We start from the raw sequence: 18,712 nt of genomic DNA, 5'->3' as shown, positions 1-18,712 counted from the left end.
CTAATTCACAGAGAACGATGTACCGTCCTTGCCATCTTTTAGCTGGATACCTACTTCAGCCAGTTCATCACGAATTTTATCTGACAAGGCAAAATCCTTGTTTGCTCTAGCTTCTTGCCTTAGCTTAATCAACAAATCTACTGCTCCAGATAATTTGTCGGTTCCAGTCTCTTTTTTAGTCACATTTTCAAGACCCAAGATATCAAATACAAAGATTTGTATGGTTTCCTTCAAGCTAGTTAGGTCTGCTGCTTTGAGTGTTGCTGTGCCTTCATTAACTTGATTGATGTACTTAACAGCCTCAAATAAATTGGCAATTAGAATAGGTGTATTAAAATCATCATTCATGGCATTATAACAGGCCTGTTTCCATGAATTAATATCTATAGAAGATGTGCTGGAAGCTTTTAAGCTTTCCAGAGTACTTATGGCGTCCATTAATCTGTAAAACCCTTTTTCGCTAGATAGTAGGCCGTCATTTGTAAAGTCTAAGATACTGCGGTAATGAGCTTGTAGCATAAAAAAGCGTGCCACGCTTGGACTAAATGCTTTAGATATGTTTGGATTGTTGCCTGTAAAAATTTCACCTGGTAAAATATAATTACCAGTAGATTTAGCCATTTTTTTACCGTTCATAATCAGCATATTGGCATGCATCCAGTAATTCACAGGTGTTTGGCCCTTGGCGGCTTCGTTTTGAGCAATTTCACATTCGTGGTGTGGAAATTTTAAATCCATACCACCACCATGAATATCAAAATTTTCACCAAGGTATTTGGTGCTCATAGCGGTACATTCCAAATGCCAACCAGGAAACCCATCACTCCAAGGCGATGGCCAGCGCATAATGTGTTGTGGTTCGGCACGTTTCCAAAGCGCAAAATCCTGTGGGTTCTTTTTATCGCTTTGTCCGTCCAATTCACGCGTATTATGAATTAAGTCTTCAAGCTTTCGCTTGCTTAATTTGCCGTATTCATTAGTTTCATTGAATTTATGAACATCAAAGTAAACTGATCCATTTATCACGTAAGCAAATCCATTATCAATAATATTCTTTATAAGTTCAATTTGTTCAATAATGTGACCTGTAGCCGTTGGCTCAATACTAGGAGGTAAAAAGTTAAAGGCATTTAGTATATTATGGAAATCTACCGTATAGCGTTGTACGACTTCCATAGGTTCAATTTGTTCTAAACGTGCTTTTTTAGAAATACGATCCTCTCCTACATCGGCATCATTTTCTAAATGACCAGCATCGGTAATATTCCTAACGTAACGTACTTTATAACCCAAATGTTTTAGGTAACGAAAAATAACGTCAAAAGACATAAAGGTTCTTACATTACCTAAATGCACATTGCTGTAAACTGTTGGGCCACACACGTACATGCCAATATAGCCTTCGTTTATGGGTTTAAATGTTTCTTTAGAACCAGTAAGGGAGTTGTATATTTTTAATGGTTGCTGCTCGAAGAAATTCATGTTGTTTGTTGTTAAGTCGTATGTTGTGTAGTTGTTTGTCGTTAAGTCTTTAGAAAATGATTTCTTAAGGCGTTTATTTTGTTAGTTACAGATTCAATCTCAAATCTAATATTTTTATAGGTTTCTTCAGAGATAAATTTTAATTCCTTTGATAAGATCAGTTGATTTAGTAATTCTAAAGCAGAACTGTATGCCATTGTCATAAAGTGAGCTTTGTCTTTTTTTGTTGTTCTAGCGGAGCCTTCTGCGATGTTAGAGGAAATTGAAACGGCACATCTTCTCATTTGTGAAATTAATCCAAACTTTTCTTCATCTGGAAATAGTTTTGTGTCGTTGTATGTAGATAAACTAAGTTTGATGGATTCTTTCCAAACGTCCAATTTTTCAAATGAATAGTAATGCATTTAATATTATTTGGGTTACAACTCTACAACTCTACGACAAACAACTTTACAGACAATTAGAACTGAGTGTCCAATTTAATATAATCTAGGAATTCTCGGCGTGTTTTTTCTTCTTTAAATTTACCACCAAACTCGGATGTTACGGTGCTACTTTCCACATCTCTTATGCCTCTGGAATTTACACATAAATGTTTAGCATCAATAACACAGGCTACATCTGGTGTTTTTAACACCTCTTGTAGTTCTTTAACAATTTGGATGGTTAAGCGTTCTTGTACTTGTGGACGTTTAGCAAAATAGTCGACAATACGATTCATCTTAGATAAACCTACTACAGAGCCACTGGAAATGTAAGCAATATGGGCTTTACCAACAATGGGCAACAAGTGGTGTTCGCAAGTTGAATATACCGTAATATTTTTTTCAACGAGCATTTCACCATATTTGTATTTGTTTTCAAAAGTAGAAGCACTGGGTTTTTTATTAGGATCTAAACCACCAAAAAGTTCTTTTACAAACATTTTGGCCACGCGATTAGGAGTGCCGTTTAAACTGTCGTCTGTTAAATCCAAACCTAAGGTTTCCATAATATGGCGCACATCATCTTTTATAATTTCTATTTTTTCCTCATTGGTAAGTTTAAAAGCATCGTTACGCAATGGTGTGTTAGACGATGTTCCAATGTGGTCGTCTCCTAAAGACTCGAATTCCTCTATGTTATTCTCAATTTTCATAAACTAAAAAAGTCACGTTTAAGTTTGCAAAGATAAGCAAAGATTTAAGAACTTAACTTGACTTTTTCTTTTAGCTGCAAAGTTCACATTTTGCACTCTAGTTTTACTATTTTTTGTCACCGTAGCTATGGCTATGCTGAAAAAAAATAGTTTCATTATAGCACAAAAGCCAAACGTTTCGCTTTAAAACAAAAAGTCAAGTTAAGTTCAATTTAATGGGTTTTGTCTCTATTAATATGAATAAATTACATTAAAAATGAAAAAGCTTGAATTTTCAAGTTCAAGCTTTTGAAATTTTATAATAAAGTGTGTGCTTAAATATTAAAACTTAGTGATAGTGTGATATTTGAGTTTTTTCTATCTACAGAGGCACTTGGAGAGGCGTCAAACATCAAGTTGTATAAGTTGTTTTGTGATGAGCGCTCATATTGGTCGTAAGTCACATCTAATCGTGTGTTTCCAAAGTTATAACCCACACCAAGCGAATAGCCGTTTAAGTCGCCAACAGTCACCCCATCTTTATACGGGCTTTCTTCAAAGCGATAACCACCTCTAAGGCTAAATTGATCTATTTTGTATTCGCCACCCAATCTGTAAGTTGATGCAGCAGTAAGCAAATTACTAATGTCACTGTTCAAATTAACAAAATCTGATTCTGGTTTAAATTTAGTGGCACTATAATCTTTTCTTGAATAATCAAAACTAATTAAGCCTTTTGTACTAAACACATAAGCCAAACTTCCTGTAAATTTAGAAGGCGTTTGCAGTTTGTATTGAGGATAAATATTTACGATTTGAGGATTTATGGCAACCACACCGTTATCACCATTGGTCGATAGATATTGTGTGGTTTCTTCTTCTATGGTGTACCAAGTAGGCGAATCGAAAGTTAAACCAAGTCTAAATTCAGGACTTAATTTTAAGATACCACCTAATTGAAATGAAAAGCCATTACCCCTAGTAGATAGTGTGTTTTCAAATTCAACATCGTAAACAGTAGATCCTGCATTTGAATTACTCTCAAATAGCAAGGTTGAACGTTGGTAATCTATAAAATGTGTATTTAAATTCAAGCCTAAGGATAAATTGTCTTGATATTGCGCTGCAAGGTTAAAAGCAATCTTTCCATTGTATCCAGTAGACAAGTAAGAGTAATCGTGTGTAAAACTTCCGGGTGCTATATTAGAAAAATAGGTGGTATTGGCATCGTTATCTATATCATCGGGTTCTAAAATAAAAGATTCAAAACCAAGAAAGGCTTGTTGATGGCCAAACCCATAAACGTTACCAATATCACTGTACGCGTCTGATAATGATTCACCATCAAAGGCTGATATTTCATCCAGTCGTTTACCATCGGCATAGTCATAAAAATAACTGGCGATAGAATTACTAAAATTGGGATCGTTGGTGTTATTGGTTCCTACAGCACTCCAGTTATTGTCGTGGCTGTTTGTTCTTTCATATGAAATACCAATGGAAAATTTTCTCCAGGGCGAATTATTCCTAGCAGCAAAAACAAAGGACGCTCCACCTTGATTGAGGTCAAAGTTAGACTCATTTGTGCTTACTAATCCGTTAAAATAACTAGCATCATTTTTGGTATCCATATTAGATAAACTGAATGAAGCATGGCTTTGGCTAAAAATAACAGAACTGGCAGGGTTTAAGCTAACGGCACTCATATCACCACCTAAGGCTCCAAAAGCACCACTTAAAGCTCTAAAACGTGCTGTACCTTGAATCTCATCTTGTGAGTATCTTAAGGCGTCTGTCATGTCTTGTGCATACATTGTGGATATGCCCAGTATGCCTATAAAAAGTAGGTTTAACTTTCTCATTTTCAATTTTTTTAATGTTTTTTTGAATCCTTCAATCTTTAAATCTCCATATTAACGTCTTCTGCCACCACTGCTAGATCTTGATGAACCACCACTGCTGGATCGGCTACTGCCGGAAGACCTAGAAACACCAGAGCTGGAATTACTACTTCTACTTGGGCTGTAAGTCCTATTTGAAGACCCAGAATAAGATCTGTTATTGGAGTTTGAAGGTGATGAATAATTTCTACTCGAACTTCTTCTTACCGTAGAAGACGATCTAGATGTAGAATTTGCGGAAGGTGTTCTGGTAGCAGTAGACCTTCTTTGGGTATTACTGTAAACACGTGTTCCATTGGAGTTGTAAGTTCTTGTATTATTATTTAAAGCCGTAGCAGAACTGCTTCTTCTAGAAGTATTGTATTTAGATGTTGTACTGGTATTGGCAGAACGAGAACGCCTAGAGGTATAAGTGCTATTGCCATTTAAACTTCTGGTATTTGTAGCATAATAATTGCCTCGGCGGCTAGCGCTGTAGGATGTATGTCTTGGGCTGTAATAGCGCCCGCCATAATAACCACCGTAATAACCGTTTGTGTAGAACCCGGAATATCTGTAGGGGTAACCATAGAATCCACCATAGAAGCCATAATCCCAAGGGCCATAACCCCAGTTGTTCCAGCTCCAACTATTCCAACCCCAGTTATTCCAGCCCCAATAGGGAGAACCTCCCCAAAAGGGATCATAAAAACCACCATAATATCTCCAGTTGTTCCAGCCCCAATAAGGTCTGCCCCACCAAAAATTATTAAAACCGTTATCAATATAGTTAATGGTTACACTTGTGTTGTCCTGTCCCCAACCAGCATAACCTTGGTAATTGTCTACTATAGTGTCATTTTCAATATAATTGCCACTTTCGTAATCATCAATATCAGTAAAGATTTCACTGTTAGATACCATATATTGAGTCTCTAACGATTTATTTCTAAAATAGTTTTTATAATAAGTGTTATTAGTACTGTTAGGTACTTCAACAACAGCTTCTTCATATTGTGTGTGTGCTCCAGAAGTTCCATAAATACCATCGTTGTCCACACCAACATATTGATAAGAACCACATGAAGATAAGCCAAATACTAAGCCAATAATGGCTAGATAAGGCATTTTTTCTATTAAGTAGTTGTAAAATAGCATATCTCTAGATTTTTATTTGAAGTTATTTAAGCTTTTTGTTTGTTAGAGAAAATTTAGGCTTTTGTGCCGTAATGAAGCCTTTTTTATATTGCATAGCTGGACTACGGAATTTAAAAAAGTCGAAATTAGGATGCAAAATGCTAAATTTGCAGATAAAAGAAAAAGTTTAAAGAACTTCATTGTTGAACATAACAAAAATAGTTAGTTTTGCTGAACTATTTTCTTATTTAACATAGTCACAATATTTGTGCCAAAACATTTATATGGGTAAAAAACTTACTAGTAGGGCTGAGGATTATTCCAAATGGTATAATGAACTTGTTGTAAAAGCAGACCTGGCCGAGAATTCGGCGGTTAGAGGTTGCATGGTAATAAAGCCTTATGGTTATGCAATTTGGGAAAAAATGCAAGCCGAATTGGATAAAATGTTTAAAGAAACAGGGCACCAAAATGCGTATTTCCCGCTGTTTGTGCCTAAAAGTTTATTTGAAGCTGAAGAAAAAAATGCCGAAGGATTTGCCAAGGAATGTGCCATTGTAACACATTACAGATTGCAAACAGACCCTGATAAACCAGGAAAATTACGTGTAGATCCAGAAGCAAAGCTTGAAGAAGAGTTGATAGTGCGCCCTACCAGTGAGGCCATTATTTGGAATACCTATAGAAATTGGATTCAGTCTTATAGGGACCTGCCAATATTAATCAATCAATGGGCCAATGTGGTGCGTTGGGAAATGCGTACGCGTTTGTTTTTAAGGACAGCCGAGTTTTTGTGGCAAGAAGGACATACCGCACACGAAACTAGAGATGAAGCTATGGCAGAAGCCAAATTAATGAACAATGTATATGCAACATTTGTTGAGAATTTTATGGCCATTCCTGTGATACAGGGCGTAAAAACAGAAAGTGAACGCTTTGCAGGTGCCGAAGAAACTTTTTGTATAGAAGCTTTAATGCAAGATGGAAAAGCATTGCAGGCAGGTACATCCCATTTCTTAGGGCAAAATTTTGCAAAGGCTTTTGATGTTAAGTATGCCAATAAAGACGGTAAGCAAGATTATGTTTGGGCAACCTCATGGGGCGTTTCTACACGGTTAATGGGGGCGCTAATCATGACACATAGTGATGATAATGGGTTGGTTTTACCTCCTAGTTTGGCACCAAACCAAGTGGTTATTGTACCTATATATAAAAGTGAAGAAGAATTACAAGCCGTTAGTAAAGTGGCCCATACTATTTTAGGTGATTTAAGAGCACAAGGTATTACCGTTAAGTTTGACGACCGAACTACACAACGGCCTGGTGCTAAATTTGCACAGCATGAATTACAGGGCGTACCTTTGCGTATAGCTATAGGTCCAAAAGATTTAGAGAATAATACGGTTGAATTAGCTAGGCGTGATACTTTAACAAAAACTATAGTTAATCTAAAGGATATAACCGCTACGGTAGCTGGTTTATTAAAGGAAATTCAAGACACCTTATTTAAAAAGGCATTAGATTTTAGGAACAGCCACATTACCGAGGTTGATACTTTTGAAGATTTTAAAAACGTTTTAGAAACCAAAACAGGGTTTATATCTGCGCATTGGGATGGCACAAGCGAAACCGAAGACAAAATAAAAGCTCTTACTAAAGCAACCATTCGTTGTATTCCTCTAGAAAATAAAGAGGAAGAAGGGCTATGCGTATACTCTGGAAACCCCTCAAAAGGCAGGGTTTTATTTGCAAAAGCCTACTAAAATGATTTTTTTTAAAAAAAGATTATCTAACTATTGCAACATTTAAAAATAGTTGTATTTTTGCATCCGCAATGGAAACATTGTATTTTAAATAATGGCCCGTTCGTCTATCGGCTAGGACGCCAGGTTTTCATCCTGGTAAGAGGGGTTCGATTCCCCTACGGGCTACAATATTTTAATAATATAAAAAGAACAAATGGCAAATCATAAGTCAGCATTAAAAAGAATAAGAAGAAACGAAGCAAGACGTGTGGTAAACAGATACCAGCACAAAACAACTCGTAATGCTATTAAAAAATTACGTGAGTTAACTGATAAGAAAGAAGCTGAAGCATTATTTCCTTCTGTAGTTTCTATGTTAGACAGATTAGCTAAGAAAAACATCATTCACGCTAATAAAGCAGCAAACCTTAAATCTGGTTTAGCAAAGCATGTTGCTGCACTATAAGCAAGAAGTTAATTTTAAAAGTTATTTAAAAATAAAACCTTTCAGAAATGAAGGGTTTTTTTATGCGACAATTGTAGGCTTTATTTGTATAAAAAAGGAATAAAAAAACCTTGATGTTTTACAATCAAGGTTTTTTTATTTTTGGAAATGAGTATTTTATCCATTCATAGAAATCAAAAACTCCTCATTATTACGGGTTTGTTTAATGCGTCCGTTAATAAACTCCATAGCCTCTACAGGATTCATGTCGGCAAGATATTTACGCATTACCCACATACGTTGTACGGTAGCTTCATCTAACAATAAATCATCTCTACGTGTACTTGAAGATGTTAAATCGATGGCAGGGAAAATACGACGGTTCGATATTTTTCTATCCAATTGCAGTTCCATATTACCAGTTCCTTTAAACTCTTCAAAAATAACCTCATCCATTTTAGAGCCGGTCTCAGTAAGCGCTGTAGCAATAATAGTTAAAGAGCCTCCTTTTTCTATATTTCTGGCAGCACCAAAGAAACGTTTTGGTTTATGCAGGGCATTGGCATCTACACCACCACTTAATATTTTACCAGAAGCTGGTTGTACAGTGTTGTAAGCTCTTGCCAATCGGGTAATGGAATCTAAGAGAATCACAACATCGTGTCCACATTCCACCAAGCGCTTTGCTTTTTCTAAAACAATATTGGCAATCTTAACATGTTCGTGCGCTTCCTTATCAAAAGTAGACGCAATAACCTCGCCTCTTACATTACGTTGCATATCGGTTACCTCTTCTGGGCGTTCATCAATTAACAAAATCATTTGATAAACTTCCGGATGGTTTGCTGCTATAGCATTGGCAACATCCTTAAGCAACATGGTTTTACCCGTTTTAGGCTGTGATACAATCATACCACGTTGTCCCTTTCCAATAGGAGAGAACAAATCCATAACGCGTGTAGAAACAGTACTTTGCTTTTCAGCAAGATTAAATTTTTCCTGTGGGAATAGTGGCGTTAAATGTTCAAAAGATACACGGTCTCTTACCACATTGGGATTTTGTCCATTAATTTTACTTACTCTAATTAAAGGGAAGTATTTTTCGCCTTCTTTAGGAGGTCTTACATGGCCTAAAACAGTATCTCCCGTTTTTAGACCAAACAACCTAATTTGCGATTGTGATACATAAATATCATCAGGTGATGATAGGTAATTGTAATCCGAAGAGCGTAAAAAGCCATAGCCGTCAGACATAATATCTAGTACGCCTTCGCTTTCAATAATAGCATCAAATTCAAAATCCGGTTCCTTGTAACGGTTTCTGCTGTCTTTGTTGCCCGATTCTACATTAGAACTTCGCTTTGGCTGACTTCTGTCTCTTTTGGAATGTTGTTTAGATTGATTGTCGTTAGAACGATCATTTTGGGTATGCTGCTTAGAAGAAGCATCCTTTTTAGTTTCTGTTTTCTCTTTAGTGTCGTTGTTGATTTTTGTTGATTCCACCTTGGTTTCTTTTTTTTGTTCACTTTTAACAGGCTTTTCTACGCGCTGTCTAGGTTTTTTGGTTTCTTTTTTGGCGGGGTCAATTTTTTTCTCTGCAGCCTCAGGAGCAACTACAGCCTTAACAGCTTTAGGGTCTGCTGCTTGTTGGTCTAGTATTTGGTATACCAAATCCATTTTTTTTAACGAACGGTACTTAGGTACATTCAGTTTTTTTGCAATCTCCTGTAAGTCTGAGAGTTTTTTTGCGTTTAATTGTGAAATTTCAAACATTGATGTTTATTAATATTGAATATATTTTGAATAAAAATTGGTTATTCTGAAAAAAATGATTTTTTAATCTGAAGAATTAACAACCTGTTCTTCCAGTTGTTGAGAATTAATACTGCAATTATACAACTTTATTTTAATTTTTTGCATTATTTTTATAAAAGAACTGTTATTTTTGCCGTCTAGTAATTAAAAAAAACATGTTACAGCGTATACAAACGGTATATCTTTTAATCTCGGCCATCGTTTCGGCCGGATTGATTTTTGTGTTCCATTTGTGGATTACCGATGCCGGCATTGTAGTATTTGCAAAAGACAAATTGTTGTATTTAACCCTATTTTTAGGGTCGGCATTACTAGCGCTTATAACCATTTTTAGATACAAAAACAGGAAGTCTCAATTTGTTTTGGGGCGCCTTAATATCATATTAAACTTTATTTTACTAGGATTTTTTGTATATCAATCTCTAAATATATCTGGAGAAACGAATGTTTCTGAGAAAGGTATTGGGATGTTTCTTCCTATTGTTTCTATCGTGTTCTTGGCTTTAGCCAATAAGGCCATCAAAAAGGATGAAGATCTTGTAAAATCTGTAGATCGATTACGATAAACCTAACATCTTAGTAGTATTAGTGCGTTAAAACCCAAAGTGAAAGCTTTGGGTTTTTTAGATTATTAGACTATTCGATTGCTCGATTATTAGACAACTTCCGTCCAACAATCGAGCAATCGAGCAATCAAATCATCGATTATTAAATTCAATCACTTCCAGATTATCAATCTTGCTTCCATCAATAGTAAAACGTAACATAGTACGCGTTTTATGAAAACCATGCTTGCCAACGGCGCCCGGGTTCATGTGCAGTAAATTTAAAGTTTTATCAGGCATCACTTTAAGGATGTGCGAATGTCCACAGATAAATAATTTTGGAGGATGGGCTCTTATGGCATCCCGTACACGCATGTTGTAGGCCTTAGGGTAGCCACCAATATGTGTTATCCAAACATCAACCCCTTCACACATAAAGCGGTTGTTCTCTGGAAATTCCGTGCGTATCTCAGAACTATCAATGTTACCATACACGGCTCTTAAAGGTTTTAAGGACTTTATGGCATCAGTTACTTTTAAATCACCTATATCACCGGCATGCCAAACTTCATCGGCTTGTTTTACATACTTTAATATAGTATTGTCAATATAACTATGGGTGTCTGATAGTAATAAAATTTTTGTCATAGCTGCTATGGAAAATCTTTTAATATTTAATTAAGATTTACGTATTCGTAAGATTAACAAAACTGTCTATCTTTGCTGTTACAGCAAAAGTATTAAAACAGATTGAGGTATTTTATAGAACTTTCTTATAATGGTAGTGCATATCATGGTTGGCAAAATCAGCCAAAAGCAATTTCGGTACAAGAAGTTATAGAGAAAGCGCTATCCATGCTTTTAAAAGAGACCATTTCAATAATGGGGGCGGGTAGGACAGATACAGGTGTGCATGCCTTACAAATGTTTGCTCATTTTGATACTGATGCTGTTTTTAATACAGATGATTTGGTTTACAAACTCAACGCTTTTTTACCAAAAGATATTGCAATACATGACATCTTTGGCGTTAAGGCCGATGCACATGCTCGCTTTAATGCATTAAGCAGAACGTATTTATATAGAATTGCATTAAAAAAGAATGTGTTTCATTTTGATAAAGCATATTATGTAAAGCAAGATTTAGATGTAGATAAGATGAATGAAGCTGCAAAAGTATTATTCCAGTATAAAGATTTTCAATGCTTTTCTAAGGCGAATACAGATGTAAAAACGTATTATTGTAATATAATGAAGGCTGAATGGGTTGTAGAAAATGATGAACTTCATTTTACAATAAAAGCCGATCGGTTTTTACGTAATATGGTGCGTGCTGTAGTAGGTACCATGATCAATATAGGGCTTGGTAAAATAACTGTAGAAGAGTTGCATGCCATTATAAAGTCTAAAAACAGAAGCGAAGCAGGGTTTTCGGTACCGGCTCATGCTTTATATTTAACAGCGGTAACATATCCTAACGATATAAAGAATTAAATGACTAAAAAGAAGGAAGATTTATTTGATATTGTATTGTTTAAAAGACTTTTTCAATACATTAAACCCTATAAGGGCATTTTCTTTGCACTGCTTATCTTGGTTATTTTATTGGCCATTTTTAGTGCATCCACACCTTATATAACAAAATATGCAGTAGATAATAGTATAGCCACTAAGCTACCCAAAACCTTTTTCTATTACATTATGGCTATGCTTGGTGTTATATTGTTACAAACAATATTTCAGCTTTTCTTTATTTACTATGCAGCTTGGCTGGGGCAAAACCTGGTTAAGGACGTGCGTGTTAAATTGTTCAACCACTTGCTTCGTTTTAGAATGAAGTATTATGATAATTCATCCGTTGGGGTGCTTATTACGAGGGCGATTACCGACATGGAACGTATTGCCGATATTTTTGGACAAGGGTTGTTTATGATTTTTAGGGATATGCTAACCATGCTAGTGGTTTTTGGTGTGATGATTTATATAAATTGGCACTTAAGTCTTATTGTATTGGCTATGTTGCCTATACTATTATACGCTACAAGACTCTTTCAAAAGTATATGAAAGTGGCTTTTGAGGAGGTTCGTAATGAAGTGTCTAACCTAAATTCCTTTGTACAAGAGCGTATTACGGGCATGAAAATTTTGCAATTGTTTACCCGAGAAGAAGTGGAGTATGAAAACTTTAAAGCCATTAATGGGCGTCATAAAAAAGGGTGGTTAAAAACGGTTTGGTATAACTCGATATTCTTTCCCATAGCAGATTTGGTATCATCCATTTGTATTGGTGGCGTAGCTTGGTATGGCGGATTGAATATTGTTTTAGAAGGTACCCAAGTGTCTTTGGGCGATTTGATAGCCTTTATCATGTTCATCCCCATGTTGTTTACGCCTTTACGTCAAATAGCAGATAAATTCAATACCCTTCAAATGGGTATGGTGGCGGCCAATAGGGTTTTTAAAGTATTGGATACTACATCGCAGATTGATGATACCGGTACCCATATAGCAGAATCCTTAAAAGGTAATATCGCATTTAAGAATGTTCATTTTAGTTACGTGGAAGATGAAACTGTTTTAAAGGGCGTATCCTTTAATGTAAAAGCAGGTGAAACGGTAGCCATAGTTGGTGCAACGGGGGCAGGGAAATCAACCGTTATTAATTTGCTAAACCGTTTTTATGAAATACAAGATGGTGCTATTTTGGTTGATGATATTAATATTAAGGACTTTACCTTGGCATCATTAAGAACGCAGATTGCCGTAGTGCTTCAGGATGTATTCTTATTTGCCGATACGGTTTTAAATAACATTACACTTAACAATCCAGATATAACACAAGAACAGGTTGAAGCGGCCGCTAAAGAAATAGGTGTACATGATTTTATTTTAAGTTTGCCAGGGGGGTATAGTTATAATGTAAAAGAACGGGGCGCCATGCTGTCTTCAGGACAACGGCAATTAATTTCTTTTTTAAGGGCCTATGTTACCAATCCGAGTATTTTGGTGCTGGATGAAGCAACCTCTTCGGTAGATTCCTATTCTGAGCAACTCATTCAAAATGCTACTGATAAAATTACCAAGGGCAGAACCTCTATTGTAATTGCGCATCGCTTGGCAACCATAAAGAAAGCAAGTAAAATTATAGTTATGGATGCTGGCGAGATAGTAGAACAAGGTACACACGAAGCACTTCTAGAAAAAGATAATGGTTACTATAAAAATTTATACGAGGTACAGTTTTTAAAAGAAGAAGCCGTTTAAGACAAATCGCTTTTAATCATTGAATTGAGATCGTTAGCATTGTCAAACACAATAAACTCACCATCTTTAAAATAAGAGATGTGGCCGGTTTCTTCACTAACTACAATAGCCAAAGCATCTGTTCTTTCAGTAACACCTATAGCAGCTCTATGACGTAGCCCAAAGCGTTTTGGTATGTTTTTTTCGTTGTTTAAAGGCAGGATAACCCGTGTTGCTTTTACAATATTGTTTTTAACAATAATAGCCCCATCGTGCAGTGGACTGTTCTTAAAAAAGATACTTTCTATAATAGGCTGCGTAACCTTAATGTTCATTTCATCACCGCTATCACCTAAAAAGTCCAAATTATTGTTACGCTCAAGCACTATCAGGGCACCAGTTTTTGAGTGTGCCATTTTTATACACGCAGCAATAATGGCATCAACATTGGTTTCGTCAGCAGATTCGGTTTTTAAGAAGCTGAATTGCTTTAAAAATTTACGCCTTGTTTTAAAGTTTGTAGATCCTACCATGAGCAAGAACTTCCTAATTTCTGGTTGAAACACAACAATAAGTGCAATAATGCCCACTTTCATAAAGCCACCAAAAATGCTGGTAAGCAGTTCCATGTTTAAAAACTCAGTGAGTCTCCAAACCAAATATATAATGATAATTCCAATAAATATGTTAATGGCTACAGTGCCCTTTACCAACTTATAAATGTAGTAGAGTAGGAGTGCTACCAGAATAACATCTATAACGTCAACAACTGTAAACTTTAAAAGGTCATCAAAAATTTCCAAAGAAAATGGGTTTTGGTAAAATTAGTAAATTATGATTAATTAAAAATGAATTCATCGTTGGCTAGGGTAATATTTTTAAAATTGGAATTTAATAGCAACGATTTTAAAGTTATATAATCTTGAAACGTTAAACGTTCATCGAAATTTAAAACAAGTTGAATGGTATCGCCTTGCTGTTGGATGGTTTTTAACGCTTTAATAAAATGAGCTTTAGAGGTCTTTATATTTATCAAACTATCTCTAGTGCCCATAAGTTCAATAGCATCATTTGTATGGAACACAATACTAAACGGATGCATTGTATGGTTATTGGCTTGTTGTGTAAAATATGCACCAGCAGGTTCTTGATGGTAAACTATATTGGTAAATTCCATAAAGCCTAAATTCTGCACACTGGTATCGTTACAGGTAAAGTAGTTTTTTGCTTGTTCATTTTTGTGCATTTTAGCGTTGCGCTTTTTGTCTTGCAAAAAAGTAATGTGTGGTATAGCATCCTTTAAGCTAAGGCGCTTATCTACATTTATTAACCAGTTTGTGGTACTTATTAAGTTTTTCCTATTCAATTCAGCATGACCAGGTAATGTTTCATTGTAGAATATATAGGCCGGAGACACATCCTGTATTTCCGTGATTTCTGAATGATTGACCTCGGGTAGCTGTATTACTTTCTCATTGCCACAAGAAACAATAAGAAGGAGTATAAATGGTAAAATGGTTTTTTTCATAGGTTTGGTGTAAAGATTCAAAGTTACAAAGTTTCCAAGCTACTTTAATTAAATATCATACCAAGCTTTAATCATTCAACATTTTAATCTTTAAGTCATTCAATCTTTCAATTAATTTAATACATTCCATGGCCTCCTTAACATCATGTACCCGTAATATAGAGGCTCCTTTTTGTAGAGCGACTGTATTTAAGGCCGTAGTACCATTAAGCGCCTCTTTGGCAGAGGTGTTCAAGGCTTTATAGATCATGGATTTTCTGGAAATACCCACAAGTAAGGGTTTTTCAATCATTTTAAACAAGTCCAAATGTTTTAGTAGTTCATAATTTTGATCTATGGTTTTAGAAAAACCAAAGCCAGGGTCTACAATAACATCCTTAATTCCCAATTGTTTGGCTGTGTCCGTACGTTCAGAAAAATAAAACAAGAGGTCCTTAATAAGGTCTTCATAATCTGTTTGTTGCTGCATGGTTTGTGGGGTACCTTTCATATGCATCATAATATAAGGAACTTGTAATTTAGCAATGGTTTGCAACATGTTGGTATCTAATTTTCCGGCAGAAATATCATTTATTAAAGTAGCACCGGCATCAATACATACTTTTGCAACCTTACTTCTAAATGTATCAATAGAAATTAAAGTATCAGGAAAGGTCTTTAAAATCAATTCAACAATAGGTATAATGCGTTTTAATTCTTCAGTTTCACTTACATGTTCAGCATTGGGGCGGGAGCTATAGGCCCCAACATCTATAAAGGTGGCACCTTCATTCAGCATGGTTTCTACATGGTTTAAAATAGCGTTGTTGCTATTGTATTTGCCGCCATCGTAAAATGAATCAGGGGTAATATTTAATATTCCCATCACTTTTGGGGTCGATAAATCAATAAGCGAGCCTTTGCAGTTTATGGTCATTTATAACTTATTTCTAATTGTTTATTAAAATGTCAAAACTTTAAACCAGTTCACCTTGAACTTTTAAAAAATTTAGGCGAAATTTACGCAAAATTCATTTTAGTACATGCAAGATACTTCAAAACAATACGATGCCGTAATAGATACCTGCAAAAGTTTATTCATAAAAAAAATGTCTGATTACGGAAGTGCATGGCGTATATTAAGGCTGCCATCGCTTACAGATCAAATTTTCATCAAGGCACAGCGTATTAGGGGGCTTCAGCAAAATGCCGTAAGAAAAGTAGATGAAGGAGAGGCTAGCGAATTTATTGGTATTGTAAATTATTGCATTATGGCGCTTATACAAATTGAAAAAGGCGTGGTAGAGCAACCCGATTTATCTACAGACGAAGCCACAAAACTATACGAACAACAAGTGGCTGCCACAAAAAAACTGATGGAGGACAAAAACCACGATTATGGAGAGGCCTGGCGCGATATGCGTGTAAGTAGCTTAACGGACTTGATATTACAAAAATTATTACGAGTTAAACAAATAGAAAACAATGCTGGTAAAACTTTAGTAAGTGAGGGAATAGAAGCCAACTACCAGGATATGATAAATTATGCCGTTTTTGCATTAATACATTTAAACAACTAAACAACCATTATGAAAATTTTAGTAGCAGTCTCAAGAATTTTAGTAGGTGTTTTATTTATTATTTCAGGGTTAATAAAGTTAAACGACCCGCTGGGCTTTTCGTATAAATTACAAGAGTACTTTAGCCAAGATGTGCTAAACCTACCGTTTTTTGAGCCCTATGCGCTAATGATTTCGGTGTTGGTTGTGGTATTTGAAGTGGTATTGGGCGTTTTTTTAATTATAGGCTATAAGCCTAAGTTTACGGTTTGGAGTTTATTGGGCATGATAGTGTTCTTTACCTTTTTAACATTCTATTCAGCTTATTTTGATAAGGTAAAGGATTGCGGCTGTTTTGGTGATGCTTTAAAGCTAACCCCTTGGGAGAGTTTTACCAAAGATGTCGTGTTGCTGGTTTTAATACTTATCTTGTTTTTTGGGGTGCGCTATGTAAAACCAGTATTTACAAAACTACCAACAACCATTTTGGCATTGCTAAGCTTTATTTTTAGTTTTTGGCTAGCTTATCATGTGTTAATGCATTTACCTGTAATAGACTTTAGAGCTTATAAAATAGGGGCCAATATTAATGAAGGTATGAGCATTCCAGAAGATGCGCCCAAGCCTATTGTAGAGTATTCTTGGAAATTTAATGTTGATGGAGAAGAACAGGTAATTACCACCAATGGGAGCTATCCATCTGTTGATGGCGATTTTATTGGTGTAGATACCAAAGTGATAGAAGAAGGTTACCAACCACCTATCTACGACTTTTCAATAGAAAGTGATGATGCAGATTTAACCCAACAATTCCTATCGGAAGAAAAGCTTATAGTGGTGGTATCTTATAGTTTGGAAACTATTGAAAAAGATGGCGCTGCTAAACTTAAGGCTATGTCCCAAAAAGCAATGGATAAAGGCTATACCGTGATAGGTTTAACCGCTTCAGGAGTCGAGGCCAAGCAAAAAATACAAGCCACCTATAATTTGGATTTCGAATTTTACTTGTGTGATGAAAAGGCACTAAAAACCGTGATACGTTCTAATCCTGGAGTTATAGAATTACATAAAGGTACAGTAAAACAAAAATTGCATTGGAACGATTTTGAAGATTTAAAACTCCAATAAACCAAAAACAAACAACTGATAAACTATCTATTAAATAAAATAACTTACGCATTACTTACATTATTTGGAGTAGTTACTGTGATATTCTTTTTATTTAATGTGCTTCCAGGAGATCCAGCACAAATGATGTTAGGTCAGAACGAAGATAGCGACCAACTGGCGGTAGTGAAACAAAAATACGGTTTCGATAAGCCCATAAGTACACAGTATATGTATTATTTGAATGATTTGTCACCTATATCTTTTCATTCCAATAATTCAGAAGACTATACCTTTTTAAGCGCAGGCAAATACAGTGCTATAAAGTTGTTTAATATTGGCCATACAACCATTGTTTTAAAGTTTCCCTATTTACGTGAATCGTTTACCAAGCAAGGCAAAAAGGTAAGTGAAGTGTTGGCAGAAACCTTACCAAACACCTTTGTATTAGCAATTTCGGCTATAGTAATTGCTATTGTTTTAGGGTTGTTTTTAGGAATTGTTTCAGCACTTTATAAAGACCAATGGTTAGATAAAACCATACAGGTTTTTAGTACTTTGGGTATGAGTGTGCCGTCTTTTTTTAGCGCTATTTTATTTGCTTGGTTTTTTGGTTACGTATTACATGAATACACACATTTAGAGATGACGGGTAGCCTGTACGAGTTAGACGATTTTGGCGAGGCCATGCATATAAAGTGGAAACATTTAATATTGCCTGCTGTAGTGTTGGGTATACGTCCTTTGGCTGTTGTTATTCAATTAATGCGAAATTCGTTGCTAGAAGTGTTTAACCAAGATTTTATTCGCACAGCGCGGGCAAAAGGTTTAAGCGAATATCAAATTATAAAGCGTCATGCCGTAAAAAATGCATTGAACCCAGTAGTTACAGCCATATCAGGTTGGTTTGCTTCCATGCTGGCAGGTGCGGTTTTCGTAGAGTATATTTTTGGGTGGAACGGTTTAGGAAAAGAGATTGTAAACGCCTTAAATACGCTGGATTTACCAGTAATTATGGGATCGGTTCTAATTATAGCCCTACTCTTTATAATTATTAATATTTTTGTAGACGTTATTTATGCTTGGTTAGACCCCAAAGTAAAGTTGCGTTAAAAGTCTCGTAAATCAAA

18 protein-coding genes and 1 tRNA gene are annotated in these 18,712 nt (G+C 35.6%); 9 read left to right on the top strand and 10 right to left on the bottom strand.

All coding sequences use genetic code 11. The features are described 5' to 3' along the window. The 5 genes from cysS to AC5SR4_RS01025 form a co-directional block, all read right to left on the bottom strand. Complete coding sequence (gene cysS / locus AC5SR4_RS01045) at positions 1–1,482, bottom strand: cysteine--tRNA ligase (RefSeq protein WP_495357689.1); 1,482 nt, start codon at positions 1,480–1,482, stop codon at positions 1–3. 41 nt (positions 1,483–1,523) lie between these two features. Then, positions 1,524–1,886: a four helix bundle protein gene (locus tag AC5SR4_RS01040; RefSeq protein ID WP_495357688.1), complete on the bottom strand. Its 363-nt coding sequence runs from the start codon at positions 1,884–1,886 to the stop codon at positions 1,524–1,526. Between the two features lie 56 nt (positions 1,887–1,942). Further along, positions 1,943–2,620, bottom strand: coding sequence for a GTP cyclohydrolase I FolE (gene folE, locus AC5SR4_RS01035; RefSeq protein WP_495357687.1), 678 nt, complete (start codon positions 2,618–2,620; stop codon positions 1,943–1,945). Positions 2,621–2,934: 314 nt separating this feature from the next. After that, positions 2,935–4,461 (bottom strand): OmpP1/FadL family transporter, encoded by a 1,527-nt coding sequence (locus tag AC5SR4_RS01030; protein ID WP_495357686.1) that lies wholly within the window; start codon positions 4,459–4,461, stop codon positions 2,935–2,937. A gap of 51 nt (positions 4,462–4,512) precedes the next feature. Further along, positions 4,513–5,637: a hypothetical protein gene (locus AC5SR4_RS01025; RefSeq protein ID WP_495357685.1), complete on the bottom strand. Its 1,125-nt coding sequence runs from the start codon at positions 5,635–5,637 to the stop codon at positions 4,513–4,515. A gap of 263 nt (positions 5,638–5,900) precedes the next feature. On the opposite strand from AC5SR4_RS01025, the gene proS reads away from it, so the two are divergent. The 3 genes from proS (at position 5,901) to rpsT (ending at position 7,827) form a co-directional block, all read left to right on the top strand. Continuing rightward, positions 5,901–7,379, top strand: coding sequence for a proline--tRNA ligase (gene proS, locus AC5SR4_RS01020; protein ID WP_495357684.1), 1,479 nt, complete (start codon positions 5,901–5,903; stop codon positions 7,377–7,379). A gap of 96 nt (positions 7,380–7,475) precedes the next feature. Next, positions 7,476–7,547: transfer RNA gene (locus AC5SR4_RS01015), tRNA-Glu, on the top strand. 28 nt (positions 7,548–7,575) lie between these two features. Beyond that, entirely contained in the window at positions 7,576–7,827 is a 252-nt protein-coding gene (rpsT, locus tag AC5SR4_RS01010; RefSeq protein ID WP_495357683.1) for a 30S ribosomal protein S20, read from the top strand. A 156-nt stretch (positions 7,828–7,983) separates the two neighbouring features. Here the strand turns inward: rpsT and rho are convergent, their stop codons facing one another. Beyond that, entirely contained in the window at positions 7,984–9,579 is a 1,596-nt protein-coding gene (gene rho / locus AC5SR4_RS01005; RefSeq protein ID WP_495357682.1) for a transcription termination factor Rho, read from the bottom strand. Between the two features lie 197 nt (positions 9,580–9,776). On the opposite strand from rho, the gene AC5SR4_RS01000 reads away from it, so the two are divergent. Continuing rightward, a complete protein-coding gene (locus AC5SR4_RS01000; RefSeq protein WP_495357681.1) occupies positions 9,777–10,187 on the top strand; it encodes a DUF4293 domain-containing protein in 411 nt (136 codons plus the stop codon). Positions 10,188–10,319: 132 nt separating this feature from the next. Here the strand turns inward: AC5SR4_RS01000 and AC5SR4_RS00995 are convergent, their stop codons facing one another. Continuing rightward, entirely contained in the window at positions 10,320–10,814 is a 495-nt protein-coding gene (locus AC5SR4_RS00995) for a metallophosphoesterase family protein (RefSeq protein ID WP_495357680.1), read from the bottom strand. Positions 10,815–10,916: 102 nt separating this feature from the next. Here AC5SR4_RS00995 and truA point away from each other — a divergent pair, with 102 nt between their 5' ends. Next, positions 10,917–11,660: a tRNA pseudouridine(38-40) synthase TruA gene (gene truA, locus AC5SR4_RS00990; protein WP_495357679.1), complete on the top strand. Its 744-nt coding sequence runs from the start codon at positions 10,917–10,919 to the stop codon at positions 11,658–11,660. After that, a complete protein-coding gene (locus tag AC5SR4_RS00985; RefSeq protein ID WP_495357678.1) occupies positions 11,661–13,430 on the top strand; it encodes an ABC transporter ATP-binding protein in 1,770 nt (589 codons plus the stop codon). It abuts the gene before it with no gap. On the opposite strand, the gene cdaA is transcribed toward AC5SR4_RS00985, so the two are convergent. The 3 genes from cdaA to folP form a co-directional block, all read right to left on the bottom strand. Then, complete coding sequence (gene cdaA, locus AC5SR4_RS00980; RefSeq protein ID WP_495357677.1) at positions 13,427–14,212, bottom strand: diadenylate cyclase CdaA; 786 nt, start codon at positions 14,210–14,212, stop codon at positions 13,427–13,429. The two genes, AC5SR4_RS00985 and cdaA, sit on opposite strands and share 4 nt — an antisense overlap. Before the next feature lie 35 nt (positions 14,213–14,247). After that, a complete protein-coding gene (locus AC5SR4_RS00975) occupies positions 14,248–14,937 on the bottom strand; it encodes a hypothetical protein (protein ID WP_495357676.1) in 690 nt (229 codons plus the stop codon). A gap of 67 nt (positions 14,938–15,004) precedes the next feature. Then, on the bottom strand, positions 15,005–15,853 hold the full coding sequence (gene folP / locus AC5SR4_RS00970; RefSeq protein ID WP_495357675.1) for a dihydropteroate synthase: 849 nt from the start codon (positions 15,851–15,853) through the stop codon (positions 15,005–15,007). 106 nt (positions 15,854–15,959) lie between these two features. Between folP and AC5SR4_RS00965 the strand changes: the two genes are divergently transcribed. The 3 genes from AC5SR4_RS00965 to AC5SR4_RS00955 are packed head-to-tail and all read left to right on the top strand — an operon-like array spanning position 15,960 to position 18,695. Beyond that, on the top strand, positions 15,960–16,496 hold the full coding sequence (locus AC5SR4_RS00965; protein WP_495357674.1) for a DUF1599 domain-containing protein: 537 nt from the start codon (positions 15,960–15,962) through the stop codon (positions 16,494–16,496). 9 nt (positions 16,497–16,505) lie between these two features. Then, on the top strand, positions 16,506–17,603 hold the full coding sequence (locus AC5SR4_RS00960) for a BT_3928 family protein (RefSeq protein ID WP_495357673.1): 1,098 nt from the start codon (positions 16,506–16,508) through the stop codon (positions 17,601–17,603). A gap of 15 nt (positions 17,604–17,618) precedes the next feature. Next, entirely contained in the window at positions 17,619–18,695 is a 1,077-nt protein-coding gene (locus AC5SR4_RS00955) for an ABC transporter permease (RefSeq protein ID WP_495359134.1), read from the top strand. Positions 18,696–18,712 lie beyond the last annotated feature (17 nt).

It is taken from the genome of Aestuariibaculum scopimerae (assembly GCF_059428085.1).
This window is presented reverse-complemented; position numbering and strand designations above follow the sequence as displayed.

Excerpts from the sequence above, each read along its gene's own strand:
- cysS (WP_495357689.1), bottom strand. The coding sequence starts at position 1,482 with ATGAATTTCTTCGAGCAGCAACCATTAAAAATATACAACTCCCTTACT.
- AC5SR4_RS01040 (WP_495357688.1), bottom strand. The coding sequence starts at position 1,886 with ATGCATTACTATTCATTTGAAAAATTGGACGTTTGGAAAGAATCCATC.
- folE (WP_495357687.1), bottom strand. The coding sequence starts at position 2,620 with ATGAAAATTGAGAATAACATAGAGGAATTCGAGTCTTTAGGAGACGAC.
- AC5SR4_RS01030 (WP_495357686.1), bottom strand. The coding sequence starts at position 4,461 with ATGAGAAAGTTAAACCTACTTTTTATAGGCATACTGGGCATATCCACA.
- AC5SR4_RS01025 (WP_495357685.1), bottom strand. The coding sequence starts at position 5,637 with ATGCTATTTTACAACTACTTAATAGAAAAAATGCCTTATCTAGCCATT.
- proS (WP_495357684.1), top strand. The coding sequence starts at position 5,901 with ATGGGTAAAAAACTTACTAGTAGGGCTGAGGATTATTCCAAATGGTAT.
- rpsT (WP_495357683.1), top strand. The coding sequence starts at position 7,576 with ATGGCAAATCATAAGTCAGCATTAAAAAGAATAAGAAGAAACGAAGCA.
- rho (WP_495357682.1), bottom strand. The coding sequence starts at position 9,579 with ATGTTTGAAATTTCACAATTAAACGCAAAAAAACTCTCAGACTTACAG.
- AC5SR4_RS01000 (WP_495357681.1), top strand. The coding sequence starts at position 9,777 with ATGTTACAGCGTATACAAACGGTATATCTTTTAATCTCGGCCATCGTT.
- AC5SR4_RS00995 (WP_495357680.1), bottom strand. The coding sequence starts at position 10,814 with ATGACAAAAATTTTATTACTATCAGACACCCATAGTTATATTGACAAT.
- AC5SR4_RS00985 (WP_495357678.1), top strand. The coding sequence starts at position 11,661 with ATGACTAAAAAGAAGGAAGATTTATTTGATATTGTATTGTTTAAAAGA.
- AC5SR4_RS00975 (WP_495357676.1), bottom strand. The coding sequence starts at position 14,937 with ATGAAAAAAACCATTTTACCATTTATACTCCTTCTTATTGTTTCTTGT.
- folP (WP_495357675.1), bottom strand. The coding sequence starts at position 15,853 with ATGACCATAAACTGCAAAGGCTCGCTTATTGATTTATCGACCCCAAAA.
- AC5SR4_RS00965 (WP_495357674.1), top strand. The coding sequence starts at position 15,960 with ATGCAAGATACTTCAAAACAATACGATGCCGTAATAGATACCTGCAAA.
- AC5SR4_RS00960 (WP_495357673.1), top strand. The coding sequence starts at position 16,506 with ATGAAAATTTTAGTAGCAGTCTCAAGAATTTTAGTAGGTGTTTTATTT.